General features: G+C 70.2%; 22 protein-coding genes. 20 read left to right on the top strand and 2 right to left on the bottom strand.

Translation table 11 applies throughout. The annotated features are described in order from the left end of the window. Positions 1-42: 42 nt before the first annotated feature. The 9 genes from carA to LDQ05_RS03330 all read left to right on the top strand — a co-directional run bounded on the left by carA (position 43) and on the right by LDQ05_RS03330 (position 11908). Entirely contained in the window at positions 43-1224 is a 1182-nt protein-coding gene (gene carA, locus LDQ05_RS03370) for a glutamine-hydrolyzing carbamoyl-phosphate synthase small subunit (RefSeq protein WP_226435487.1), read from the top strand. After that, complete coding sequence (carB, locus tag LDQ05_RS03365; protein ID WP_226435486.1) at positions 1224-4565, top strand: carbamoyl-phosphate synthase large subunit; 3342 nt, start codon at positions 1224-1226, stop codon at positions 4563-4565. The genes carA and carB overlap by 1 nt, the downstream gene beginning before the upstream one ends. Next, positions 4562-5389 (top strand): orotidine-5'-phosphate decarboxylase, encoded by an 828-nt coding sequence (gene pyrF / locus LDQ05_RS03360; protein ID WP_226435485.1) that lies wholly within the window; start codon positions 4562-4564, stop codon positions 5387-5389. The genes carB and pyrF overlap by 4 nt, the downstream gene beginning before the upstream one ends. 534 nt (positions 5390-5923) lie before the next feature. Next, positions 5924-6244 (top strand): integration host factor, actinobacterial type, encoded by a 321-nt coding sequence (mihF, locus tag LDQ05_RS03355; RefSeq protein ID WP_169646575.1) that lies wholly within the window; start codon positions 5924-5926, stop codon positions 6242-6244. Between the two features lie 5 nt (positions 6245-6249). Continuing rightward, on the top strand, positions 6250-6861 hold the full coding sequence (gene gmk, locus LDQ05_RS03350; protein WP_226435484.1) for a guanylate kinase: 612 nt from the start codon (positions 6250-6252) through the stop codon (positions 6859-6861). A gap of 81 nt (positions 6862-6942) precedes the next feature. Continuing rightward, complete coding sequence (gene rpoZ, locus LDQ05_RS03345; RefSeq protein ID WP_226435483.1) at positions 6943-7245, top strand: DNA-directed RNA polymerase subunit omega; 303 nt, start codon at positions 6943-6945, stop codon at positions 7243-7245. Beyond that, entirely contained in the window at positions 7242-8513 is a 1272-nt protein-coding gene (coaBC, locus tag LDQ05_RS03340; RefSeq protein ID WP_226435482.1) for a bifunctional phosphopantothenoylcysteine decarboxylase/phosphopantothenate--cysteine ligase CoaBC, read from the top strand. The genes rpoZ and coaBC overlap by 4 nt, the downstream gene beginning before the upstream one ends. Positions 8514-8656: 143 nt before the next feature. Continuing rightward, on the top strand, positions 8657-9871 hold the full coding sequence (metK, locus tag LDQ05_RS03335; RefSeq protein ID WP_226435481.1) for a methionine adenosyltransferase: 1215 nt from the start codon (positions 8657-8659) through the stop codon (positions 9869-9871). 18 nt (positions 9872-9889) lie between these two features. Continuing rightward, positions 9890-11908 (top strand): primosomal protein N', encoded by a 2019-nt coding sequence (locus tag LDQ05_RS03330; protein WP_226435480.1) that lies wholly within the window; start codon positions 9890-9892, stop codon positions 11906-11908. A gap of 19 nt (positions 11909-11927) precedes the next feature. On the opposite strand, the gene LDQ05_RS03325 is transcribed toward LDQ05_RS03330, so the two are convergent. Beyond that, positions 11928-12347: an NUDIX hydrolase gene (locus tag LDQ05_RS03325; protein ID WP_226435479.1), complete on the bottom strand. Its 420-nt coding sequence runs from the start codon at positions 12345-12347 to the stop codon at positions 11928-11930. A 164-nt stretch (positions 12348-12511) separates the two neighbouring features. Between LDQ05_RS03325 and LDQ05_RS03320 the strand changes: the two genes are divergently transcribed. The 9 genes from LDQ05_RS03320 to LDQ05_RS03280 all read left to right on the top strand — a co-directional run bounded on the left by LDQ05_RS03320 (position 12512) and on the right by LDQ05_RS03280 (position 22029). Next, positions 12512-13471, top strand: coding sequence for an esterase/lipase family protein (locus LDQ05_RS03320; protein WP_226435534.1), 960 nt, complete (start codon positions 12512-12514; stop codon positions 13469-13471). A gap of 159 nt (positions 13472-13630) precedes the next feature. After that, positions 13631-14554 carry a methionyl-tRNA formyltransferase gene (gene fmt / locus LDQ05_RS03315; RefSeq protein WP_226435478.1) on the top strand — a complete coding sequence of 308 codons (924 nt, stop codon included), beginning with the start codon at positions 13631-13633 and terminating at the stop codon, positions 14552-14554. Continuing rightward, positions 14551-16020: an RsmB/NOP family class I SAM-dependent RNA methyltransferase gene (locus tag LDQ05_RS03310; RefSeq protein ID WP_226435477.1), complete on the top strand. Its 1470-nt coding sequence runs from the start codon at positions 14551-14553 to the stop codon at positions 16018-16020. Before fmt ends, LDQ05_RS03310 begins: the two co-directional genes overlap by 4 nt. A 39-nt stretch (positions 16021-16059) precedes the next feature. Beyond that, entirely contained in the window at positions 16060-16908 is an 849-nt protein-coding gene (locus LDQ05_RS03305; protein ID WP_226435476.1) for a helix-turn-helix domain-containing protein, read from the top strand. Between the two features lie 57 nt (positions 16909-16965). Further along, on the top strand, positions 16966-17814 hold the full coding sequence (locus LDQ05_RS03300) for an ABC transporter ATP-binding protein (protein ID WP_226435475.1): 849 nt from the start codon (positions 16966-16968) through the stop codon (positions 17812-17814). Between the two features lie 106 nt (positions 17815-17920). After that, positions 17921-18973: an ABC transporter substrate-binding protein gene (locus LDQ05_RS03295; RefSeq protein ID WP_226435474.1), complete on the top strand. Its 1053-nt coding sequence runs from the start codon at positions 17921-17923 to the stop codon at positions 18971-18973. Further along, positions 18970-19644 (top strand): iron chelate uptake ABC transporter family permease subunit, encoded by a 675-nt coding sequence (locus tag LDQ05_RS19690; protein ID WP_264184371.1) that lies wholly within the window; start codon positions 18970-18972, stop codon positions 19642-19644. Before LDQ05_RS03295 ends, LDQ05_RS19690 begins: the two co-directional genes overlap by 4 nt. Further along, positions 19608-20966 carry an iron chelate uptake ABC transporter family permease subunit gene (locus LDQ05_RS03285; RefSeq protein WP_308013151.1) on the top strand — a complete coding sequence of 453 codons (1359 nt, stop codon included), beginning with the start codon at positions 19608-19610 and terminating at the stop codon, positions 20964-20966. Before LDQ05_RS19690 ends, LDQ05_RS03285 begins: the two co-directional genes overlap by 37 nt. 133 nt (positions 20967-21099) lie before the next feature. Continuing rightward, positions 21100-22029: a 1-phosphofructokinase family hexose kinase gene (locus LDQ05_RS03280; RefSeq protein WP_226435473.1), complete on the top strand. Its 930-nt coding sequence runs from the start codon at positions 21100-21102 to the stop codon at positions 22027-22029. A 142-nt stretch (positions 22030-22171) separates the two neighbouring features. On the opposite strand, the gene ppsA is transcribed toward LDQ05_RS03280, so the two are convergent. Further along, positions 22172-24445, bottom strand: coding sequence for a phosphoenolpyruvate synthase (gene ppsA / locus LDQ05_RS03275; protein ID WP_226435472.1), 2274 nt, complete (start codon positions 24443-24445; stop codon positions 22172-22174). Between the two features lie 147 nt (positions 24446-24592). On the opposite strand from ppsA, the gene rpe reads away from it, so the two are divergent. Further along, positions 24593-25276 carry a ribulose-phosphate 3-epimerase gene (rpe, locus tag LDQ05_RS03270; protein ID WP_226435471.1) on the top strand — a complete coding sequence of 228 codons (684 nt, stop codon included), beginning with the start codon at positions 24593-24595 and terminating at the stop codon, positions 25274-25276. Further along, positions 25273-26289, top strand: coding sequence for a bifunctional diaminohydroxyphosphoribosylaminopyrimidine deaminase/5-amino-6-(5-phosphoribosylamino)uracil reductase RibD (gene ribD, locus LDQ05_RS03265; RefSeq protein WP_226435470.1), 1017 nt, complete (start codon positions 25273-25275; stop codon positions 26287-26289). The genes rpe and ribD overlap by 4 nt, the downstream gene beginning before the upstream one ends. Positions 26290-26292: the final 3 nt, after the last annotated feature.

Raw genomic sequence — 26292 nt, 5'->3', positions numbered from 1 at the left:
TGCGGCCGGCTCCGGTGACGTCGAACAGAACGGAGAGAACACATGAGCGGCAGTTCATTCGCCCCCGACACCGCGGTGTTGGTCCTCGAGGACGGGCGCGCCTTCCGCGGCAGTGTGTTCGGTGCCGCGGGACAGACGCTCGGCGAGGCCGTGTTCTCCACCGGCATGACCGGATATCAGGAGACTCTCACCGACCCCAGCTATCACCGGCAGATCGTGGTGGCGACCGCCCCGCAGATCGGCAACACCGGCTGGAACGGTGAGGACAACGAATCGGTCGGACCCGACGGTGATGCCGCTGGTTCACGGATCTGGGTCGCCGGATTCGTGGTGCGTGACCCGTCGCGGCGCACGTCGAGTTGGCGCGCCACCGGGTCGTTGCAGGACGAGCTCGAACGGCAGAATGTCGTCGGGATCGCCGGTATCGACACCCGCGCGCTCGTGCGGCATCTGCGTACCCGCGGCTCGATGAAGGCGGGGGTGTTCTCCGGCGACGCTCTGCCGTACAACGGTGCCGACATCGACGTCGCCGCGCTCGTCGACCGGGTGAGGAACCAGCCCTCGATGCTCGGAGCGAACCTGGCCCGCGAGGTCACCACCGAATCCGGGTACGTCGTCGAACCCGACGGTGACGTCCGCTTCGAGGTCGCCGCCGTCGACCTCGGCATCAAGAGCAACACACCGCGGATGCTCGCGAGCCGTGGTATCCGCGTGCACGTGCTGCCTGCGACCGCCGCCCTCCACGACATCCTAGATCTGAAGGCCGCCGGTGTGTTCCTGTCGAACGGTCCGGGGGACCCGGCCACCGCCGACGACATCGTGCACCTGACGAAGGAGGTGCTGGGGCAGGGCCTGCCGCTGTTCGGCATCTGCTTCGGCAACCAGATCCTCGGCCGTGCACTCGGCCTGAACACCTACAAGATGAAGTTCGGGCACCGCGGCATCAACATCCCGGTCGTCGAACACGACACCGGCCGTATCGCCATCACCGCGCAGAACCACGGGTTCGCACTCGAAGGGGAGGCGGGCCAGGAGTTCGATACGCCCTTCGGCCGCGCCGTGATCAGCCACACGTGTGCCAACGACGGTGCCGTGGAAGGCGTCCGCCTCCTCGACGGCAGCGCCTTCTCGGTGCAGTACCACCCGGAGGCGGCGGCAGGACCGCACGACGCCGCCTACCTGTTCGATCGTTTCGCCAGCCTGCTCGAGGGAGACAAGAACTGATGCCACGTCGTACCGATCTCTCCCACATCCTCGTCATCGGGTCCGGCCCGATCGTCATCGGCCAGGCCTGCGAGTTCGACTACTCGGGCACCCAGGCGTGCCGGGTGCTGCGCGAGGAGGGCCTGCGGGTCAGCCTCGTCAACTCGAACCCGGCCACGATCATGACCGACCCCGAGTTCGCCGACTCCACCTACATCGAGCCGATCACCGCCGAGTTCGTCGAGAAGGTCATCGCCACCGAGGCCGCCAACGGCACCCCCATCGACGCGGTGCTCGCCACCCTCGGCGGCCAGACCGCGCTCAACACCGCGGTCGCGCTGTCCGAGCAGGGCATCCTCGACAAGTACGACGTCGAACTGATCGGTGCCGACTTCGACGCCATCCAACGCGGCGAGGACCGGCAGAAGTTCAAGGACATCGTCACCAAGTGCGGTGGTGAATCCGCCCGCTCCGCGGTCTGTTACACGATGGACGAGGTGCGCACCACCGTCGCCGAACTCGGTTTCCCCGTCGTGGTGCGGCCGTCGTTCACGATGGGTGGCCTCGGCTCGGGGATGGCCTACGACGACGCCGATCTCGAGCGCATCGCCGGTGGTGGTCTCGCGGCGTCGCCCACCGCGAACGTCCTCATCGAGGAATCCATCCTCGGCTGGAAGGAATACGAACTCGAGTTGATGCGTGACGGCCGCGACAACGTCGTGATCGTCTGCTCCATCGAGAACGTCGACCCGGTCGGTGTGCACACCGGCGACTCGATCACCGTCGCACCGGCGATGACCCTCACCGACCGCGAATACCAGAAGATGCGCGACCTCTCGATCGCGATCCTACGTGAGGTCGGTGTCGACACCGGCGGCTGCAACATCCAGTTTGCGATGGATCCGCGCGACGGCCGTCTCGTCGTCATCGAGATGAACCCGCGGGTGTCGCGGTCCTCGGCGCTGGCGTCGAAGGCCACCGGCTACCCGATCGCGAAGATGGCCGCCAAGCTCGCCATCGGCTACACCCTCGACGAGATCGTCAACGACATCACCCGGGAAACGCCGGCGTGCTTCGAGCCGACCCTCGACTACGTCGTGGTCAAGGCGCCGCGGTTCGCGTTCGAGAAGTTCCCGGGCGCCGACGGCACGCTGACCACAACCATGAAGTCCGTCGGCGAGGCCATGTCCATCGGCCGGAACTTCACCGAGGCGTTCGGCAAGGTGCTGCGGTCGTTGGAGACCAAGCGTGCCGGTTTCTGGACCGGACCGGCCGTCGAGGGCGATCTCGGGACGCTGCTCGCGGAGATCGCGACGCCCACCGACGGCCGCATCTACGGTGTCGCCGCGGCTTTCGAACTCGGCGCGACCGTCGAGCAGGTCTTCGACGCCACGAAGATCGACCCGTGGTTCCTCGACCAGATCCAGCAGATCGTGGAACTGGGGGAGAAGGTGCGCGGCGCCGAGAGCTTCGGTGAGCAGGAACTGCGCTACGCCAAGCATCACGGATTCTCCGATCGGCAGATCGCCGAGCTGCGCCCGGAGCAGTTCGCCGACGAGGACGCCGTGCGTGACCTGCGCACCGACCTGAACGTGCATCCCGTGTACAAGACGGTCGACACCTGCGCCGCCGAGTTCGAGGCCCGTACCCCCTACCACTATTCGACGTACGAGCTCGATCCCGACGCCGAGACCGAGGTCGCACCGCAGACCGAGCGTCCCAAGGTGCTCATCCTCGGCTCCGGTCCGAACCGCATCGGCCAGGGCATCGAGTTCGACTACTCGTGTGTGCACGCCGCGCTGACCCTGTCGGACGCCGGGTACGAGACCGTCATGGTCAACTGCAACCCGGAGACCGTCTCCACCGACTACGACACCGCCGACCGCCTGTACTTCGAGCCGCTCACCTTCGAGGACGTCCTCGAGGTGTACCGTGCCGAATGCGCGTCGGGCACCGTCGCCGGTGTCATCGTCCAACTGGGCGGTCAGACGCCGCTGGGGCTGGCACGTCGGCTCGAAGCCGCCGGGGTGCCGATCGTCGGCACCAGCCCCGCGGCCATCGACCTGGCCGAGGATCGTGGCGAGTTCGGTCACGTCCTCGATGCGGCCGGTCTGCCGGCCGCCAAGTACGGCACCGCGACCACCTTCGAGGGTGCGCGGGAGATCGCCGCCGGCATCGGCTACCCGGTGCTGGTGCGTCCGTCCTACGTGCTCGGCGGCCGCGGCATGGAGATCGTCTACGACGAGAAGGCGCTCGAGGCGTACATCGCGAACGCCACCGAGATCTCCGACGACCGCCCCGTGCTCGTCGACCGGTTCCTCGACGACGCGGTGGAGATCGATGTCGACGCGCTCTGCGACGGCACCGACGTCTACATCGGCGGGATCATGGAGCACATCGAGGAGGCCGGGATCCACTCCGGCGACTCGGCGTGCGCGCTGCCCCCGATCACGCTGGGCCGCTCCGACATCGAGAACGTGCGACGCTCCACCGCAGCGCTGGCGAAGGGGATCGGCGTCAAGGGCCTGCTCAACGTCCAGTACGCGCTCAAGGACGACATCCTGTACGTCCTGGAGGCGAACCCGCGGGCCAGCCGCACCGTGCCGTTCGTGTCCAAGGCGACCGGGGTGCAACTCGCGAAGGCGTGTGCGCGGATCATGCTCGGTGAGACCATCGCGGAGTTGCGCACGCAGGGTCTGCTGCTCGCCGAGGGCGACGGCAGCGACGCCCCCCTCGACGCGCCCATCGCGGTGAAGGAAGCGGTGCTGCCGTTCAACCGGTTCCGCCGCGCCGACGGTACCGGTGTCGATACTCTGCTCAGCCCCGAGATGAAGTCCACCGGCGAGGTCATGGGTCTCGACAGCGACTTCGGCCGGGCATTCGCGAAGTCGCAGACCGCCGCGTACGGGTCGTTGCCGGTCGACGGCGCGGTGTTCGTCTCGATCGCGAACAAGGACAAGCGGTCGATGATCTTCCCGGTCAAGCATCTCGCCGACCTGGGGTTCCGGATCATGGCGACCGTTGGCACCGCGGAAACCCTGCAGCGCAACGGGGTTGCCTGCGAACACGTGTACAAGGTGTCCGACGAGGACCGGCCCGAGGGGGCACCGACGATCGTCGATCGCATCCGCGCCGGGGACGTGGCGATGGTGATCAACACACCGTGGGGCAACGCGGGTCCGCGCGTCGACGGCTATGAGATCCGCAGTGCCGCCGTCGCCGCGAACATTCCGTGTGTGACCACCGTGCAGGGCGCCGCCGCTGCCATCCAGGGCATCGAGGCCGCGATCCGCGGCGAGATCGGTGTCCGGTCCATCCAGCGGATGCAGGCGGGTCTGCGCGGCGGCGAGCAGCAGTCGTGACCGGATTCGGGGAGCGGCTGGACGCGGCGCTCACCGAGCGCGGACCGCTGTGCGTGGGTATCGACCCGCATCCGGAACTGCTCGGGGCGTGGGGACTGACAGTGGACACGGCCGGGCTGGCCGAGTTCACCGAACGGTGCGTCGACGCGTTCGCCGGGAATGTTGCGCTCGTCAAACCACAGGTGGCGTTCTTCGAGGCGTTCGGCTCGGCGGGCATCGCGGTGCTCGAACGGGCGGTGGCGGCGCTGCGCGAGAGCGGCACCCTGGTGCTCTCCGACGCCAAACGCGGCGACATCGGATCGACGATGGCCGCGTACGCGCGCACCTGGCTGTCCGACGAGTCGCCGCTGTGTTCGGATGCGGTGACCGTGTCGCCGTACCTGGGATTCGGTGCCCTGGAACCGGCCCTGAGCCTGGCTCGGGGCGCCGATCGTGGTGTGTTCGTGCTCGCGGCCACCTCCAACCCGGAAGGGGCCCAGGTGCAGCGCGCGACCGTCGCGGACGGGCGCACCCTCGCCCAGGTGATGGTCGACGAGGCCGCGGCCCGGAACGCCGGGTACCCGGTGCTCGGTCCGGTCGGTGTGGTGGTGGGCGCGACGCTGACCGCCGCACCCGATCTGAGTGCCGTGCACGGTCCGATCCTGATGCCGGGTGTCGGCGCACAGGGCGGTACCGCCGACGACGTGCGCCGGCTCGCGGGGGACGCGCTCCGGGCCGTTGTCCCCAACGTCTCGCGCGAGGTACTGCGGGCGGGGCCGTCGGTGCAGGCGTTGCGTGACGAGGCGGCCCGTGTGGCCGCGTCGTTCGCGTTCCTACGCGACTGAGGTATCCGTTCGCGTTCCTGCGCGACCGAGACGTCCGGGGGACGTTCCGGCCGCACCGAAGAGTCTCGACAGGTTCGGGGGCGCCGTGCACGCCTGTGCGGTGCCCCCGACGTCGTGAGGTCGTGTGGGCCCGCCGGACGGGCGGCGTCGGCTGCGAACATGCAGGATGTACGGCTTTCCGTGCGGTTGTACCCGCTCGCGACACGCGCACTCCGCGAAAAAATTTCGCCCGACCCGCGGCCGCGTCCGGATGCGAGGTGCGGAACTGCGCCGCGCGAGTGTCCATCCCCGTCCCGACCCGCGGAGGCGGGGCTGTGACCTGCGGTTTTGCGATGTCGATCGTGTGCGATCCAACGTGTGCGCGCTCACGACCTGCGGGTTCTCCGGTCCGTTTCCGATTCCCACTACCGCACGTGTTTTCGACTGGAACGGCGGGGGGCGGGTTCGCAATCGTCGGCGGTCGTGAGTACGGTCGCTATCGCCGCTGGTTGACAGCGGTCGAAGACTGTTTGCCAACGATGAGACGGAGGAACCGTGGCCCTTCCCCAGCTGACCGACGAGCAGCGCGCCGCTGCTCTGGAGAAGGCGGCTGCTGCCCGTCGTGCCCGGGCGGAGCTCAAGGAGCGCCTGAAGCGTGGCGGCACCGACCTCAAGCAGGTGCTCGCCGACGCCGAGAACGACGAGATCCTCGGCAAGATGAAGGTGTCCGCCCTGCTCGAGGCCCTGCCGAAGGTCGGCAAGGTCAAGGCGCAGGAGATCATGACCGAACTGGAGATCGCTCCGACCCGCCGTCTGCGCGGTCTCGGTGATCGCCAGCGCAAGGCGTTGCTCGCCAGGTTCGATTTCGACGCCTGAGCACCGTGGTAGCTGACGCACAATCCGTGGCGGACAGCGCACCCGCAGCGCGGAGGGGCCGGCTGGTCGTCCTGGCCGGCCCCTCCGCGGTCGGGAAGTCGACCGTCGTGAAGGTTCTGCGCGAGCGCGTGCCGAATCTGCTGTTCAGTGTGTCCGCCACGACCCGGGATCCGCGTCCCGGGGAGGTGGACGGGCACGACTACCATTTCGTGTCCCGCGCCGAGTTCGATCGGATGATCGATGCCGGTGATCTGCTCGAATGGGCGGACATCCACGGTGGCCTGCAGCGATCGGGTACCCCGGCCGCACCCGTCCGGGAGGCTCTCGACGCGGGCCGCCCGGTCCTCGTCGAGGTGGATCTCGCCGGTGCCCGCGCAGTGCGGACCGCGATGCCGGAGGCGGTGCTCGCGTTCCTGGCGCCGCCCAGCTGGGAGGTCCTCGTCGAGCGCCTCACCGGTCGCGGTACCGAAACCGACGACGTCGTGGCCCGCAGGCTCGACACCGCTCGCACCGAACTGGCCGCCCGTGACGAGTTCGACGTCGTGGTGGTCAACGAGGACGTCGACCGTGCCTGCGACGAGTTGGTATCCTTGTTGGTCGGACCCGACGCCACCTGACCGACCGCACCCGATCGGTTCCGGTCGGGTGCGCGTCCGCAGCCCTTCCACATTCGAAGCGAAAACTCAGGAGTACACCGAGTGAGCAGCATCCAGGCCGCCGCGACCGACACTGCGGGCAACACCCTGCCGGTCTACGACACCCCGCTGGGTATCACCAACCCGCCGATCGACGAGCTGCTCGAACGCGCCTCCTCGAAGTACGCGCTGGTGATCTACGCGGCCAAGCGCGCCCGCCAGATCAACGACTACTACAACCAGCTCGGCGACGGCATCCTCGAGTACGTCGGCCCGCTCGTCGAGCCGGGTCTTCAGGAGAAGCCGCTGTCGATCGCCATGCGCGAGATCCACTCGGATCTGCTCGAACACACCGAAGGCGAGTGAGCGCCCACACCGTCGACGGTCCGGCCGAGTCGGCTCGACGTCGGGTCGTCGTCGGGGTTGCCGGGGGTATCGCCGCATACAAGTCGTGTGCGCTGATCCGTGCGCTGACCGAGAGCGGCCACCAGGTGCGGGTGGTTCCCACCGAATCCGCACTCGAATTCGTCGGCCGCGCCACCTTCGAGGCACTGTCGGGCAATCCCGTGCACACCGGGGTCTTCACCGACGTGCCGCAGGTTCCGCACGTGCGTCTCGGGCAGGAAGCCGATCTCGTGGTCGTCGCGCCCGCCACCGCCGATCTGATGGCGCGCGCGGCGACAGGCCGCGCGGACGACCTGCTCACCGCGACCCTGCTGACCGCCCGGTGCCCGGTGATGTTCGTGCCCGCGATGCACACCGAGATGTGGGAGCATCCCGCCACCGTCGAGAACGTCGCGACGCTGCGCCGCCGCGGCAACGTCGTCGTCGAACCCGCGTCCGGTCGGCTCACCGGCAAGGACACCGGGGCCGGGCGCCTGCCCGAGCCCGACGAGATCTTCGCGCTCGCTGCACTGCTGCTCGAACGCGCCGACGCATTGCCGCGGGACCTCGAAGGGCGCCGGCTGGTGATTTCCGCCGGGGGTACCCGCGAACCTCTCGACCCGGTCCGGTTCCTCGGTAATCGCAGTTCCGGAAAACAGGGGTACGCACTGGCGCGGCTCGCCGCGCAACGCGGCGCCGACGTCACGCTCGTCGCCGGCGCGGTCGCGGGCCTGGACGATCCCGCCGCGGTCGACGTCGTGCGTGTGCAGACCGCCGCGCAGATGGGGGACGCGGTCACCGCACTGGCCGCCGGCGCGGACGCGGTGATCATGTCCGCGGCCGTCGCGGATTTCCGGCCCACCACCCTCGCCGCGAGCAAGATCAAGAAGGGTGCGGGCGAACCCGACACCATTCCGCTGACCAAGAACGACGACATCCTCGCGGGTCTCGTGAAGGCCCGTGCGGAGGGCGATCTCGCCGCCGACACCGCCATCGTCGGCTTCGCCGCGGAGACCGGAGACGAACAGGGAGACGTCCTGACCTACGCGCGCGAGAAGCTCGCACGCAAGGGGTGCGACCTGCTCGTGGTGAACGCCGTCGGTGACGGCAAGGCCTTCGAGGTCGACAACAACGACGGTTGGCTGCTCTCCGCGGACGGATCCGAGACCGCGCTCGCGCACGGATCCAAGGCACTGATGGCCAGCCGGGTCCTGGACGCCCTGCGACCGCTGTTGCCTCCGGCGGGATGATTACGCTCGAGTGACCTCGGACACTCGCGCCGATGCTGCGGGGGCAGTAGCGTCGGAATCGGGGTGGGGGATTCGGGGCCACACCGAGCACGTGCTAGAACCACTACACACGAGGCCAGAACATCAGTCGAGAGGGAGAGTCTGTGAGCAAGACCGGAAGTCGGCTTTTCACCAGTGAGTCCGTGACGGAGGGGCACCCGGACAAGATCTGTGACGCGATCAGCGACTCCGTCCTCGACGCCCTCCTCGCCGAGGATCCCCGTTCCCGTGTCGCGGTGGAGACCCTCGTGACCACCGGCCAGGTCCACGTCGTCGGTGAGGTCACCACGTCGGCGTACGCGGACATCCCGAAGATCGTCCGCGATCGGGTCCTCGAGATCGGCTACGACTCGTCGTCGAAGGGGTTCGACGGGAACTCGTGCGGTGTCAACATCGCGATCGGCGCGCAGTCGCCGGAGATCGCCGGCGGCGTCGACGTCTCGCACGAGGCACGCACCGGCACCCTGACCGACGACGAGGTGGCCCTGCAGGGCGCCGGCGACCAGGGCCTGATGTTCGGCTACGCCTGCTCGGACACCCCCGAGCTCATGCCGCTGCCGATCTCGCTCGCGCACCGACTGTCGCGGCGGCTCACCGAGGTCCGCAAGACCGGGGTGTTGCCGTACCTGCGTCCCGACGGGAAGACCCAGGTCACCATCGAGTACGACGGTGACACCCCGGTCCGCCTCGACACCATCGTCATCTCCACACAACACGCCGCCGACATCGACCTGAACAACCTGTTGGCCCCGGATCTGCGCACGCATGTCGTCGATGCGGTACTCGCCGACCCGAACCTCGCCGGTCTCGACACCTCCGACATCCGGCTGCTCGTCAATCCGTCCGGATCGTTCGTCCTCGGCGGACCCATGGGCGACGCGGGCCTGACGGGACGCAAGATCATCGTCGACACCTACGGCGGTATGGCCCGCCACGGTGGCGGCGCCTTCTCCGGCAAGGACCCGTCGAAGGTCGACCGGTCCGCCGCGTACGCGATGCGGTGGGTCGCCAAGAACGCCGTCGCCGCGGGACTCGCCGACCGCATCGAGGTGCAGGTCGCCTACGCCATCGGCAAGGCCGCCCCCGTCGGTCTGTTCGTCGAGACGTTCGGCACCGAGAAGACCGATCCGGCCCGGATCCAGCAGGCCATCGGAGAGGTCTTCGATCTGCGACCGGGCGCGATCATCCGCGACCTCGATCTGCTGCGTCCCATCTACGCGCAGACCGCGGCGTACGGCCACTTCGGTCGCACCGACATCGACCTGCCGTGGGAGAGCACCGACCGCGCCGAGAAGTTGCGCGCCGCAGCCGGTCTGTAACCCGACCGGCACGCACGGTTGGCCGCCGAACGACCCGCAGCCGAGGTCGACCCGGTCGCTCGGGTGCTGCCCCTGCTGCCGCTCCCGCACCTAGACCGCGAGTTCGACTACCTGATTCCGCGCGAGCTGGACGCGGACGCCCGCCCGGGCGTCCGCGTCCGCGTGCGTTTCGCCGGTCGTCTCGTCGACGGATTCCTCCTCGACCGTGTCGCGACCAGCGACCACCCCGGCAGACTCGGCCGCATCGAACGCGTCGTCTCCGCCGAGGTCGTGCTCACCCCCGAGATCGCCGCTCTCGCGGACGAGGTCGCCACCCGCTACGCCGGCACCCGAGCCGACGTCCTGCGACTGGCCGTGCCGCCCCGGCACGCCCGTGTCGAGGCGGAGGCCGTCCGCGTCACCGAACCGCCGGTACCGCCGCGGGTGGACCGGGCGGCCTGGGCCCGCTACCGGCACGGCGACAACTTCCTCGACGCACTCGTCGCCGGACGCACACCGCGCGCCGCGTGGCAGGCACTACCGGGAGAGGACTGGCCGCGCCGCCTCGCGGAACTCGCCGCCGTCACCGCGGCCCGCGGTCGCGGTGCCGTCCTCGTCGTCCCCGACCAACGTGACCTCGACCGGGTGCTCACGGCGTGCGTCGACCTCGTCGGCGACGACCACGTCGTCGGCCTCGCCGCCGGGCTCGGGCCCGCCGAGCGATACCGGCGGTGGCTCGCGGCGCTGCGTGGCTCGGCCCGCATCGTCGTGGGGACACGGGCCGCGGTGTTCGCGCCCGGCCCGGCCATCGGGTTGCTCGTCGTGTGGGACGACGGTGACGACCTGCACTGCGAACCGCGCTCCCCGTACCCGCACACCCGGGAGGTGGCGGCGCTGCGCGCCCACGCCTGTGGTGCGGCCGTCGTCGTGGCCGGCCACGCTCGCACCGCGGAGACGCAGGCCCTCGTCGAGGCGGGCTGGGCGCACGACCTGGTCGCTCCCCGCGAGGTGGTACGCGCGTGCGCCCCGCGGATCGTCGCCCTCGCCGACAGCGACCGGGCCCTCGCCCGTGATCCGGCGGCGCGCGCCGCCCGGCTGCCCGGTATCGCGTTCGAGGCGGCCCGGGCGGCGATCGGTGCGGGACGCCCCGTGCTCGTGCAGGTTCCGCGCCGCGGTTACGTGCCGGCGCTGGCATGCGGCAAGTGCCGGGCACCGGCGCGTTGCCGGCGTTGCAACGGTCCGCTGGCGCTACCGTCCGCGGGCGGCCCCGACGGTGCGGCCGTCCCCGCCTGCAAGTGGTGCGGGGTCGCCGATGCGACGCATCGCTGTCACGCGTGCGGCGCGCGTTCGCTGCGCGCGGTGGTGGTCGGTGCGGGCCGCACCGCGGAGGAACTCGGTCGCGCTTTCCCCGGGGTACCGGTGGTGACGTCGGGTGGTTCCGAGGTGAAGGCGACCGCGCCCGAGTCCGCCGCGCTCGTCGTGTCCACCGTCGGTGCCGAACCGGTGGCGGCCGGTGGTTACGGTGCGGCGCTGCTGCTCGACGGGTGGGCGCTCCTCGGTCGCGCGGATCTGCGGGCGACCGAGGAGACGATGCGCCGCTGGTTGACGGCGTCGGCGCTGGTGCGTCCGGCATCGGAGGGCGGACGGGTCGTGGTGGTCGCGGATTCGGGGATCCCGACGGTGCAGGCCCTGGTGCGCTGGGACCCGGTCGGTCACGCCGCTGCGGAGGTCGCCGAACGCGCCGAGGTGGGATTTCCGCCGGCCGTGCACATGGCGGCGGTCGACGGCGCGGCACCTGCGGTCGCGGCGTTGCTCGAGGCCACGCACCTTCCGGCAGGTGCCGAACTGCTCGGACCGGTGCCGCTCCCGCCGGGGCAGCGACTCCCGTTCGGTGCCGACGATCCCGAACCCGACGAGGTGCATCGCATGTTGGTCCGGGTGCCCCGGGACCGCGGGCGGGCACTCGGGTCGGCGCTGCGCAGTGCCCAGGCCGGGCGCACCGCGCGGCGCACCGACGGTCCTCTGCGAGTGCAGATGGATCCACCGCGGATCGGCTGACGGCTCGCCGCCCCGCCGGTCAGCGAACGGGACCGAGCGGTTCTCCACCGGACAGCACGAGTACGGACAGCGGCGCGAGATCGTGGGGGAATCCCGCGCCCGCGGCGGTGTCCAGCCAGCGCACCTCGTCGATCTCCGCGGCGGGCGCGACCGCCGCTACCGGTGGGTGCTCGAACACGGATGCCTCGACGACGAAACCGTCCTCGTTCGCGGCGGCGGCGCGGAACACACCGACGGGACGCAGTTCGGCGAGGTCGAGGTCGGCACCGAGTTCCTCCGCGCATTCGCGGACCGCGGTCTGCGCGGGGGACTCGCCGGGTTCGGGTTTGCCGCCCGGGAACATGAAATGGTCGGTGCCGCGTTTGCGGACAGTCAACACCGCCCCCGCATCGTCTCGGAGGACCACGGCGCTGACGGTGATCACGTTCGCTGTCGTCACGGCGCCATCGTATCGGGGAGTTCCCCGTGCTCCCGCCGGGCGGTGAACCGGAACTTTTTCCGTGCGGGGACACCAGCCCCGGGTTCGGCCACAATGGTGACTGGTCGGGGTTGTGACCGGATGGGAAGGGGAGGGCTGTGGGAGGAAGACGACGGGTGTCACGGATGTTCGTACTCGGTGCGATCGCGAGCGCGATCGCCTTGGTGGGGGGAACGGCGAGTGCCGATCCGGCCGGTGGTTCGGTGGACTTCGTGCCGACCGATCCGGGCCCGGTGGCACACACCCACGCCGAGGCCTCCGAATACAGCGAGAACCATCCCGGTTCGGCCCCACCGGGCACGAACGACTTCGCGTGTGTGCCGACCACCGAACATCCGCGTCCCCTGGTGCTCGCGCACGGAACGGATTCGGACAGCTACTCCGACTTCGCGGCTCTGGCGCCCCTGCTCGCGGATTCCGGCTGGTGTGTGTTCGCGGTCGACTACGGGCGCGCGCCGGGGGAGGACGGCTACGGTACGGGCGACATCCGGGTCAGCGCAGAACAGTTCGGCCGATTCGTCGATCGGGTGCGGTCGGCGACAGGTGCGGCCGAGGTCGACGTGATCGGGTACTCACAGGGAGCGACGGTGACCCGCTGGTACATCAACCGACTCGGTGGAGCGCACGTCGTCGACCACTGGGTGGGGCTGGCATCCCCGAGCTACGGTGGCACGTTCTACGGATTGGGAAGCGCCGCCGCGACGATTCCCGGCGCCGTCGACGCGGTGGGTTCGGTCCTGTCGGAGGCGCTCGTCCAGCAACTGCAGGGCTCGGACGTGCTCGGAGAACTCAACACCCCCGTCGACACCGTGCCGGGAGTGCGGTACACCACGATCGGGTCGGCTGTGGACGAGGTGATCCAACCGGCGAGCAACATCGCGCTCCGCGGCCCCGGCGCGACGAACCTGGTGATCCAGGATCTCTGCCCCGCGGACATGACCGGTCACTTCAACATGGTCTACGACCGGTTCACACTCGAGACGGTCCGGCACGTGCTCGCCCCCGAGCGCTTCGCCCCGGGGACCTGCGTCGCGGTGCCGTTCGGCACGGGGATTCCCGAGGTCGTCCTGCAGAGCAACAGTTGAGGACGCTACGTGAGGATGCGCTGGCTGACGGCCCTGCACGGCCCACCGTGCGACTTCCTAGACTGGAGGGACATCGTCCTCGAGATCCGGGAGCAGTATCCGTGACACGTTCGGCCCGACCCGCGCCCGCCCCGCACACCGCACCGGCGGTGCCCTGATATGCGGGTGGTGTTCGCGGGTACACCCGCGCCCGCGGTCCCGTCGTTGCGCACGCTGATCGACTCCGGCCGCCACGAGGTGCTCGCCGTCGTCACCCGACCCGACACGGTCGCGGGGCGGGGCCGCAGAGCAGTGCGTTCGGAGGTCGGGCGGGTCGCCGACGAGCACGGTATCGAGGTGCTCACGCCTCGGTCGCCGCGCGACCCCGAGTTCGTCGCGCGCCTGACCGAACTCGCCCCGGACTGCTGCCCGGTCGTCGCGTACGGTGCGCTGATTCCGCAACCGGTGCTCGACATCCCGGTGCACGGATGGGTCAACCTGCATTTCTCGTTGCTCCCCGCGTGGCGGGGCGCGGCACCGGTCCAGGCGGCGATCGCCGCGGGCGACGAGATCACCGGAGCAAGCACGTTCCGGCTCGAGTCGGGCCTGGACACCGGCCCGGTGTACGGGGTGGTCACCGAGACGGTGCGGCCCACCGACACGGCGGGGGATCTCCTCGACCGACTCGCCGGGGCGGGCGCGACCCTGCTCACCTCGACCCTCGACGCTCTCGAGGACGGCATCGTGAATGCCGTCCCGCAGTCCGCCGACGGGGTGTCGTACGCGCCGAAGATCACCGTCGATGCCGCGCGCATCGACTGGTCCCTACCCGCGCACGTGGTGGACCGACACATCCGGTCGGTGACCCCCGCGCCCGGAGCCTGGACCATGATCGGTGATCTGCGGGTGAAGGTCGGCCCCGTCACCGCGACCGAGGAAGCCCTCGAGCCGGGGGAGATCGGTGTCCGCAAGAAGGCACTCCTGATCGGGACCGGAAGCAGCGCTGTGCAACTCGGCGTCGTGCAACCACCCGGGAAGAAGGCGATGGCCGCCACCGACTGGGCCCGCGGTGCCCGTCTCGACGAGAAGGCGGGTGCCCGGTGACCGACGAATCCGGCCGATCCTCCGAACGGCGATCCGGCGAACCTGCCCGCGGCGGGAGGCGTGGTCGCGGTCGGGGCGATCGCGGCGGTCGTCCCCGGCACGTTCCGCGACCGTCCCGGTCGGCGGTCGACCCGGCCCGCGTCGTCGCACGCGATGTGTTGCGGGCGGTGCGGGAACGCGACGCGTACGCGAACCTGGTGCTGCCCACCCTGTTGCGTGAACGCCGCCTCGATGCCAGGGATGCGGCACTGGCGACGGAACTGACCTACGGGGCGGCCCGTGCGCGGGGCCTGCTGGACGCAGTCATCTCCTCCGCCGCGGCCCGGCCCGTCGACGAGATCGACGGTCCCCTGCTCGACGTGCTGCGACTCGGTGCGTACCAGCTGCTGCGGACCCGGGTCGCACCGCACGCCGCCGTCGCCACGAGCGTAGATCTGGTACGCAGTGAATTCGGTTCGGGACGAGCAGGATTCGTCAATGCGGTGCTGCGCCGGGTGGGGGAGCAGACCGAAGAGCAGTGGGTGGAGCGACTGGCTCCGCCCGCGGACACCGACGCGGTGGGGCATCTGGCGTTCCGCTACGCGCATCCGGTGTGGATCGCGCAGGCGTTCGCGCACGCGCTCGGCCCCGACGCCGGCGAGCTCGACCGCGTCCTCGCCGCGGACGACGCCCGCCCGATCGTGCATCTGGTCGCGCGCCCCGGCATCATCACCGCGGAGGAACTCGCCCTGGTCACCGGCGGTGAGGTCGGTCCGTGGTCGCCGTACGCGGTGCATCTCGAACACGGTGATCCGGGCCGTCTCGAACCGGTCCGCGAGGGTATGGCCGCGGTGCAGGACGAAGGCAGTCAGCTGGTCGCCCGCGCCTTGACGCTCGCACCGCTGCTCGGTGAGGACCGTGGCCGCTGGCTGGATCTGTGTGCCGGGCCGGGAGGCAAGGCGGCGCTGCTCGGAGCCCTCGCCGACCTCGACGGGTTCGCGGTCGACGCTGTCGAACCCGCCGAACACCGCGCCGACCTCGTCCGCAAGACCACGCGGGGGTTGCCGGTGACCGTGCACGTGGCGGACGGCCGCGATCCGGGGCTGGACGCCGGTTACGACCGCATCCTCGTGGATGCGCCGTGCACCGGGCTCGGTGCGCTGCGGCGTCGCCCGGAGGCGCGGTGGCGCCGTCGACCCGACGACGTGGCAGACCTGGTGCGTCTGCAGAAGCAGCTGCTGGCCTCCGCGATCGGGCTGCTCCGGCCCGGCGGCGTCGTGCTGTACTCGACGTGTTCGCCGCACGTGTCGGAGACGGTCGCGGTCGTCGCGGATGCGGTGCGTCGCCACGGTGTCGAGCAACTCGACACCCGTGAGCTCGTACCGGGAGTGCCCGAGCTCGGCTCCGGACCCGGCGTGCAGTTGTGGCCGCACCGGCACGGCACCGACGCGATGTTCATGGCCGCGCTCCGCAAACCGGCCGGGTAGTCGCGGCTCGGACCGTCGAACCCTGCCTACACTTCCCCCATGATCGCTGGTGCTGTACCGGGTTCGGTGCTGGGTGCGTGGAGCAGGGAGCCGGGTTCGGTGACCGGTCGCACCGTGACGTTGCCCGAGGACGTGACGCTTCCGTTCGTGATCGCGGCGGAAGCGCACGTGTTGGTTCCGTCGACGGAGTGGGATCCGCACGTGCATCCGGCGCACGAACTCGTGTGGGTGCGGGGCGGAACGATGACCGCCCGGGTCGGGGACCGGGTCTTCACCGTCGCGGAGGGATACGGGCTGTGGGTACCGGCCGGGGAGGTCCACGCGGGGCGGCTCACGGCGAACATCCGGCTGTACGACGCGTTCTTCGCGCCCGAACGTGTCCCTCGGGCGTTCGCGGGACCGTCGGTCGTCACGATGACCCCGGTGCTGGAGTCGTTGCTGATCCACCTGGCGCGGGCGGATCTGGGACCCGACGAGCGTGCGAGGGCGGAGGCCGTGGTCTTCGACGTGCTGGATCCGTCGGAGCACCAGTTCGCGGTGCAGTTGCCGCACGACGAGAAGATCGATCCGATCGCGGAGGCGCTTCTCGGCGATCCGGGGGACGAGCGTTCCCTGGACGACTGGGCTCGTGAGCTCCGCACGAGTACCCGCACCATCACGCGCGCGTTCCGGTCGGCGACCGGGTTGTCGTTCTCGCAGTGGCGCCGGACGGCGCGTATCCATCGGGCATTGACGCTGCTGGCGGAGGGCCACGAGGTGCGAGACGTGGCGGAGGTGCTCGGCTACGCGCATCCGAGCACATTCATCGACGCGTTCAAACGTGTGATGGGGACGACCCCCGGTGCGTTCGTCGAGTCATCCGCGGCGTCGACTGTCCGAAACACCTGATCGCATGGCGTAGATTCCGGATTACGGACGAGGTGGCATTTGCTTAGGATCACCTAAGTGAAAACGAGTCCCATGGATGTGCCGGTGAGGCTGATCGGCGAGGAACTCGTTCTGCGCCACGGGAAATCGATCGTCGTCGACGATGCGTCGATCACCCTCGAGGCAGGACGGGTGACCGCACTGGTGGGGCCCAACGGCAGCGGCAAGTCGACGCTGCTTCGGGCGCTCGCCCGCCTGCACGGCATCGACGCCGGTCAGGTGCTGCTCGACACCGGTGACGGTGCGGGGCCTCGATCGGTCTCGCTCGTGGACGGTCGTGAGTTCGCCCGCGAGGTGACGTTGTTCACCCAATCGCGGCAGTCACCGGAAGGTCTGTCCGTCGGCGAGATCGTGGCGTTCGGACGGCATCCGTACCGACGTGTGTTCGGCGGCCTGTCGCCCGCGGATCGACGCGCGATCGACGACGCCATGCGGGTGACCGGCGTGCATCGCGTCGCGGACCGCGCCGCCGGCGAACTGTCCGGCGGGGAACTGCAACGCGTCTGGCTCGCCACGTGTCTCGCCCAGGAGGCCGGAGTGCTGTTGCTGGACGAACCGACCAATCACCTCGACCTGCGCTACCAGATCGAAACCCTCGATCTGGTACGCGATCTCGTCGACCAGCGGGGTGTCGCTGTCGGTATCGTCCTGCACGATCTGCACCATGCGGCCCTGATCGCCGACACACTGATCCTCCTGCAGCGCGGGCGGGTCCGTGCGGTGGGGCCGCCGTCGGAGGTCCTCACCGACGAGAATCTCAGTGAGGTGTACGAGATCCGAGTCGAGACCAGCATCGACCCGGAATCCGGGCGCCTGCGGATCGATCCGGTGAGCCGACACCGCGGACCGGCCGTCCGCACTACCTGATCCCGCCGTATCACGGCACCTCCCACGTACTGCGGACGCAGAGCCCGCGCGCTCCGCAGCATCATCTTGTCCCTTGTCCCCGACATGAACAGAGGAAACACCGAAGATGAAGTCCTTCCGACGCACGGCCGCGGTCGGCGGCGCCACCCTGGCCTGTGCGCTCACCCTCGGTGCCTGCGGCACCACGGAGGTCGACGGACCCGCCACCGTCGCCGACGCACCCGTCTCGGAGAGTTGTGCCGCCGACACCACCGCGACGTCGACCGATCCGGTTTCGCTCGTCGACGGAGTCGGACGTACCGTCGAGCTCGACGGGCCGGCCGAGCGCATCGCCGTCCTGGAATGGCAGGAGGTCGAGGACGCGCTGACGTTGTGCGTCACGCCCGTGGCGGTCGCCGATCCCGAGGGATACAGCACCTGGGTCAGCGCCGAGACGCTTCCCGCCGGTGTGGTCGACATCGGCAGCCGCGAAGAACCCGACTTCGATGCGCTGTTCGCAGCCGATCCCGATCTGATCGTCGTCGAGGCCTTCAACGCCGACGACGAGATCATCGGGCAACTCGAACAGTACGACGTCCCGGTGCTCGCCGCGCTCGGCAACGATCCCGCCGACCCGATCGGCAACGTCAAGAGTGTCTTCTCGATGATCGCCGAGGCAACCGGCCGCACCGAACGTGCCCGGCAGGTCCTCGACGAGTTCGATGCGCACCTCGCACAACGTAAACAGGATGTGGCTGCCGTCGATCTGCCGACCCGTGACTTCCTCTTCTTCGACGGCTGGGTGGAGGGCGGCAACTTGACGCTCCGCCCCTACATCGACGGGTCGCTGTTCGCGGAACTCGGTATGGAGCTCGGGCTGAACCCCGTCTGGGACACCTCGGTCGACGAGTCCTACGGCACCGGCGGCCTGTACGCCGACTACGGTCTCGCGCAGACCGACATCGAAGGGCTCGTCGGCGTCGGGGACGCCACCCTGTTCTACTCCCACGACGACGAGGGCGGCTACGTCTCCGAACTGGAGAAGAGCGACATCTGGCGGTCGCTGCCCGCGGTGAAGGAGGGACGCGCCTACGAGTTCCCGCTGATCTGGGGTGCGGGTGGACCGCGTTCGACCCAGCAAGCGATCGACGCGTATGCGGACGCCCTGACCGGCGAATGACGTCGCCGTCACCGGTCGTCGCCGAGGATCGCACCGATTCTGCGCACACGACGACCACCCCGCACGGGGTCGGCCCCGGACGGCCGGAACCGATGCATCATGTGCTCGGTGGCGTCCTCGTGTTGGCGGGTCTGCTCGCCGCCGTGGTCGCGGTGGGCCTGTGGCATCTGACCCAGGGCACCTCGGGTGTCGGCGCGATGGACTTGCTGCGCCACCTGGTGGGCGGTGAGCGCTCCGTCGTCGGGGCGGTGTCGGTCGGTGACATCTTCGCCGACTCCCGACTGCCCCGGCTCTGCGCCGGTGCGGCGGTCGGCATCGCACTCGGGGTCGCCGGCGCGCTACTGCAGTCGATCTCCCGCAACACTCTTGCGTCCCCGGATACCCTGGCCGTGACATCGGGGGCCTACTTCGCACTGACCGCGGCCGCTGCCCTCGGGGTGACCCTGTCGTCGTGGGCGTCGAGCGCTCTCGCGTTCGTCGGTGGTCTGTTCGCGGCGGCGGTGGTGCTCGTGATCTCGGGTAGGGGCGCGAGCACCGGCGCCGCTCGCCTGATCCTTGCCGGTTCGGCGATGGCCATGGCGCTGGATGCGGCCACCGGTGCGTTGCTGATCCTGTTCGACGAGAACACACCGGTCTGTACGCATGGGGCAACGGCTCCCTCGCGCAACTGAGCATCGATGCGAGCGTCCGTGCCGCGCCGCTGATCGCGGTGGTGTTGCTCACCGTGTTGTCGTTGTCACGCCGACTCGACGTGTTGGTGCTGGGCGCCGACGCGGCCTCGTCGCTCGGAGTTCCCGTCCGGTCCACGTACGTGGTCGCGGTGGTGTGCGCGGTCGTGCTCACAGCGGTGTCGGTCACTCTGGCGGGACCCATCGCCTTCGTCGGTCTGGGCGCGCCGGTACTGGTGTGGCTTCTCGCCGGCCGGGTCCGGTCGCTGCGCCGACATGTCTTCCGGCTACCCGCATCCGGGCTGCTCGGCGCATTCCTGATCCTGTTCGCCGATGCGCTGTTGCGCGCCGTCCTCGGCGCGCGAGGCGCGGCGTCGATCCCCACCGGCGTCCCGACGGCGGTGCTCGGCGGGGTGATGATCGTGGCGCTCGCACTGCGCATGCGCGACACCGGTTCCGGCCGAGCGGTGGATCGCGCACCGACCCGACTGCGGTCGCATCGTCGGTTCGTCGTCGTCACCGTCGGCTGTGTCGTTCTGCTCGGCGGAGTCGTCGTGGCGGGACTGCTCTCGGGGACGCTGCTGCTGCGTTTCGGTGATCTCGGACTGTGGCTCCAGGGCGGTGCGCCGCCGCTGGTCTCGCGTGCACTCGGCGAACGGGCCCCGCGTATCGCAGCGGCAGTGCTCGCCGGTGCGGCGCTCGCCCTGGCGGGATGTCTGGTACAGGGGACGGTCCGGAATCCGCTGGCGGAACCGGGGATCCTCGGGATCACGGCCGGTGCGGGGCTGGGTGCGGCCGCGGTCGTCACCGTGCTCGACGGTTCCCGACCGATGCTCATCGTGATGGCGATCCTGGCCGGCCTCGCGACGTTCGCCGTGATCGCACTGTTGTCGTGGCGCGGTGGATTCCTTTCCGAACGGTTCGTCCTGGTCGGTATCGGGTGCGGGTACAGCATCACGGCGATCACCACGTTTTTGCTGCTCAGCATCGACCCGTGGAAGACACCGCGGATCTTCACCTGGTTGTCGGGCACCACCTACGGCCGCACTTTCCCGGATGCCGTCCCCGTCGCGGTCGTGCTCGCCGTCGCGGTCGGGGTCGTCGGGTTCGTCGGGTTGATTGCGCCGCATCTGGCGCGGGCGATCGTCGGGGCGCAGCACCGGCGGATCATCCCGGTGTCGATGCTGCTCGGCGGGATCCTGCTCGGCGTCGCGGACACGGTGGGCCGCACCGTCATCGCGCCGTCACAGATCCCGGCGGGACTGATGATCGCGCTGATCGGGGCGCCGTACTTCGTGTGGCTGATGCGGCGATCGCGGGCGTGAAGGGGGCTCCCCGCGGATCGTGCGGGTCGGTCACCGAGAGTGCGATGCGGCCGCGTGCTCCACGCCCCCCGGTCCCAGCGGGTTGCGGCGGAATCGGTCGACGCGCCGACCGGTGCCCCATAGGGTTTCGGTCATGCCCGACATCGTCACGTTGACCATGAACCCGGCGTTGGATGTCACGACCTTCGCCGACGCGATCGTGCCCACGAAGAAACTGCGGTGCACCGAACCGTTCTACGACGCCGGCGGCGGGGGAGTGAACGTCGCGAAGGTCGCCCGTGTGCTCGGGGCGTCGGCGGCGGCAGTGTATCCGGCCGGGGGTGTGCGAGGGGAACAGATGAGCGGTCTGCTCGACGACGACGACGTCGAGGAGTGCATCGTGACGATCGCCGACGACACCCGCGAATGTTTCACCGCGATCGACTCCACGTCGGGGCTCGAATACCGGTTCCTCACACCGGGACCGGTGTTGACCGCCGCGGAGCAGGAACGCTGCCTCGACGCGCTGGTGAAGGCGGCGAGCGACGCGAAGTTCGTGGTCGCGAGCGGTAGCTTCCCACCGGGGGTCCCGGGCACGTTCGTGCGGCGCATCGCCCGTGCCGCCGCGGATGTGGGCGCGCGTTTCGTGCTCGACTCGTCCGGTGATGCCCTCGCGTCCATCGATTCGGGGGTGCACCTGGTCAAGCCGTCCCTGGACGAGCTGTGCGAATGGGTCGGACGGGACCTGCCGGGTGCCCCCGAGCGCATCGCCGCCGCACGTGAACTCGTGACACGAGGGATCACCGAGATCGTGGTGGTGTCCCTCGGCGGCGACGGCGCGATCATGGTCACCGCGGACGAGGCCGTGACGGTGCCGGCGCTGGACGTGGAGGTGCGCAGCGCGGTCGGGGCGGGCGACAGCATGGTGGCCGGGCTCGTGGTGGGTCTGCTGCAGGAACGCTCGTTGCGGGATGCGCTTGCGCTGGGCATCGCCAGCGCCACAGCGGCGTTGCTCACCGCCGGCAGCCACGTGTGCAAGCGGGAGGACATCGACCGGTTCGACGCGCTCGCCCGAGAGCTGTGACACCGGGCGACGCCGCCCGACACGCCCGCAGTGGGTCCGCCGCGCGCCCGCAGTGGGCGTGCGGACACGTTCGACGGTGTGACCCCCGACCGCGGGACCGCTGTGGACCTCCGGCGGCCGAAGCGCCGCGGGCGGGCCACCCTCAGCGTTCCGCGCGGGCCCGGTCCAGCACGATGCGCTGCTCGGCGCGCGCAACGGTGCGTCGGGTGAGTGCCGCCGCGTCGGGGGTCACCGACACCGACGTGATGCCCCGGCGCACGAGGTGTTCGGCGAGTTCGGGACTCGTCGACACGGCCTGCCCGCACAGTGACGTCGTCAGTCCCGCGGCCGAAGCCCGGTCGATGATCCGGTCGATCGCGTCGAGCACCGCCGGATCGAGGGTGTCGAACAGGTCGCGGCACACCTCGGAGTCCCGATCAACACCGAGGATCAGCTGGGTCAGGTCGTTGCTGCCGATCGACACCCCGTCCACCCCGAGCCTCGCGTACTCGGGCAGCCAGTACACCACCGACGGCACCTCGGCCATGATCCACCGCAGCATCGAGCGGTCCGCGCCGAGCGGGTGCGCGTCGAGTTGCGCCAGACACGCGGCGAGTTCCCACCGCGTGCGCACGAACGGGATCATCAGATGCACGTTCGGGTGTCGGCCCCGGACCCGGTGCAGCACATCGAGATCCAGTGCGAACAACGCCGGATCGCGCACGTAGCGGAAGCACCCGCGGTACCCGATCATCGGGTTCTCCTCGTCGGGTTCGTCCTCTCCGCCGACGAGATCGGCGAACTCGTTGCTGCGCAGATCGACGGCCCGGTACACCACCGGTCGCGGGGCGAACGCCGCGGCGATCGTGGTGAGACCCGCCGCCATCGCACGGACGTACTCCTCGCGGCGTCCCTGCGCGATCATCCGGGCGGGGTGCTCACCCGCGAGCGCGTCGGTGATCATGAACTCCGCGCGGAGCAGACCGACGCCGTCGACGTCGCCGGCGGCGACCGACGCGGCGGCATCGGGTGTCGCCAGATTGACGTACACCGCGGTCGCGGTCACCGGAGCGCCCCCCTGCGGCGCTGGAGTGACCGCGACCGCGGTCGGTGAGGTGGTCGCGATGATCCCGGCGAGCACCGCGCCGGAATCGCCGTCCACCGTGATCTGTTGCCCGTCGTGCAGTGCGGTGGTGGCGGTGCGGGCACCCACCACCACGGGTTTGCCGAGTTCGCGTCCCACGATCGCGGCATGACAGGTGATACCACCACCATCGGTGACGATGGCCGCGGCGCGCCGCAGGATCGGCAGCCAGTCGGGTCGGGTCATCGGCGCGACGAGGATCTCGCCCGCGGTCAACCGGGCACCGTCGGCGGGGTCGTGCAGCACACGGACCGCTCCGCTCGCGCGGCCGGGGCTGGCGCCGAGCCCGGTCAGCAGCGCATCGGCGACGTCGGCATCGGTGGCGACCGCGCTGGGTCGCGAGCGGTCGTCGAGGGTGGTGATCGGGCGGGTCTGCACCACCCACAGGGCGCCGTCCGCGAACGCGAACTCGAGGTCCTGAGGCTGCCCGTAGTGTTCCTCGACCGCCACCCCGAGACGTGCCACCAGCGTGACCTGCGCATCGTCGAGCACCCGATCCGAGCCCGCCGCGTCGAGTTCGACCCGGTGTTCGCCGGTGCCCGTCGATTCGATCGCGAACTCCTGACGGCCGAGGTGGGTCTGTTCGACGACGAATCCGTCCTTGACCACGACGTAGGTGTCGGGTTCGACCTGCCCACCGACCACGACCTCACCGAGGCCGCGGGCCGCCTCCACCACCACCCGGGAGCGGTCGCCGGTTCGAGGATCGGCGGTGAACGCCACCCCGGACGCATCGGACGGCACCATGACCTGCACCGCCACCGCGATGGACGGCTCGTCGGCGACGCCCTGCACGGCCCGATAGGTGCGTGCCCGCGGTGACCACAACGACGCCCAGCACGCCTGCACCGCCCGCACGACCGCGTCGGCGCCGCGCACATTGGTGTACGACTCGTGGATCCCGGCGTACGAGGTGTCCGCGGCGTCCTCGGCCGGGGCCGACGAGCGCACCGCGACGGGCACGTCGTCGCCGAGCTCGGCGTACGCCGCGACGATCTCGGCGCGCACATCGGCGGGTAGCGCTGCGCCGCGCACCGCGACGGTGAACTCGTCGGAGGTGCGGTCCAGATCGTTGTCGGCCCGGTCGGTCGCCGTGTCCGCCCGCAGGCGCTCCCGGAGCCCGGCCGCGTCCATCGTGTCGAGGTACGCGTCGACGGTGATCGCGAATCCGCGCGGCACCGGGAATCCCGCGCGTGTCAGTTCGCCGAGGTTGGCGGACTTCCCGCCGACGAGCGGTGCGTCGGCAGGTCCTGTGTCGGCGATCGGACGGACCCGCCGCGGTCGTTCGGACATGCGTCGGCTCCCGGTGCTCTCGATGAGTCGGCCCTCACTCTCCAGGGAACCAGCCGGGACGCTCACCGAACAGGGGAAAAGGGCCCGGTCTCGTCGCGAATGCCCGCCTCGAACCGGGCTGCGACGAGCCCATTAGACTGGATCGCCGTGGCCCACCCGATGATCGCCCCTTCCATCCTGTCCGCGGATTTCGCGCACCTGGCCGACGAAGCCGCCGCTGTGACCGGCGCTGACTGGCTGCACGTCGACGTCATGGACGCGCATTTCGTTCCCAACCTCACCCTCGGTCTCCCGGTCGTGCAGTCGCTGTTGAAGGCGACCGACATCCCCCTCGACTGCCATCTGATGATCGAGGATCCGGGCCGGTGGGCGCCGCCGTACGCCGAGGCCGGCGCCCACAATGTCACGTTCCACGCGGAGGCCACCGACGATCCGGTGTCCGTGGCCCGCGACATCCGGGCCGCCGGAGGCAAGGCCGGGCTGTCCGTCAAACCGGGCACGCCGATCGAGCCGTACCTGGAGATCCTGAAGGAGTTCGACACGCTGCTCGTGATGAGCGTGGAGCCGGGATTCGGCGGCCAGTCGTTCATCCCGGACGTTCTGGGGAAGGCCCGCGCGGTGCGCCGCCTCGTCGACTCCGGCGAACTGCGGCTACTCGTGGAGATCGACGGTGGCATCAACGCCGACACCGTCGAGGCCGCCGCGGAAGCCGGAGTCGACTGTTTCGTCGCCGGGTCCGCCGTGTACGGCGCCGACGATCCCGCGGAAGCCGTACGCAAGCTCCGGTTGCAGGCCGGGACGGTGTCGCCGCACCTGACGCTCGCGCCGTGACCGCGCCCCGGCTCGCCGAGGCGTTGCAGTTCGCACTGGACGCCTCCGAGGCGGTGCGCGGCACCACCAGCCCCAACCCGCCGGTGGGGGCGGTGATCCTCGACGCCGACGGCGCCATCGCGGGCGTCGGCGCCACCGCGCCGCCCGGTGGCCCGCACGCGGAGGTGCGGGCATTGTCGGCGGCGGGGGAGCGGGCCCACGGGGGCACCGCGGTGGTGACCCTCGAACCGTGCAACCACACCGGCCGGACCGGACCGTGCGCCGAGGCGCTGATCGCCGCGGGTGTGGCCACCGTCCACTACGCGGTGCCCGACCCGAATCCGGTCGCCGGTGGCGGCGCCGGGACGCTGCGCGCCGCCGGGATCACCGTGCACGCCGGACTCGGTGCCGACGCGGTCAGTCGTGGGCCGCTGCGCGCGTGGCTGCACCGGCAACGCTTCGGGCGCCCCCACGTGACGTGGAAGTACGCCGCGAGCCTCGACGGGCGCAGTGCCGCCGCGGACGGCACCAGCAAGTGGATCACCGGTGCCGCCGCCCGCGCCCGTGTCCACGACGAACGCAGCCGGCTCGATGCGATCGTGGTGGGCACCGGCACCGTGCTCGCCGACGACCCGTGGCTGACCGCGCGACTACCCGACGGAGATCTCGCGCCGCACCAGCCGCTGCGCGTGGTGGTCGGGATGCGCGACATCCCCACCGACGCGCGGGTCCTGGACGACGCAGCGCCCACCCTGTTGCTGCGCACACACGACGTCGGGGAGGTGCTCGCCGCGCTCGGCGACCACCCCGACGTGCTGCTCGAAGGCGGTCCGCGACTCGCCGGGGCGTTCCTCGCCGCGGGCTCCGTGGACCGCATCCAGGCCTATGTCGCACCCGTGGTGCTGGGTGCGGGAAGTTCCGCTGTCGAGGACGCCGGCGTCACGACGATCGTCGAAGCGCTACGGTTTCGTCGGGAGCGCGTCGAAACCGTCGGCGCCGATGTGTTGATGACCCTGGTCCCGGACCGGGAGTGAAGG

It is taken from the genome of Rhodococcus yananensis, from assembly GCF_020515525.1.
Classification (GTDB): domain Bacteria; phylum Actinomycetota; class Actinomycetes; order Mycobacteriales; family Mycobacteriaceae; genus Rhodococcus; species Rhodococcus yananensis.
The sequence above is the reverse complement of the archived record's forward strand: the minus strand, read 5'-3'. Positions and strand labels throughout refer to the sequence as shown.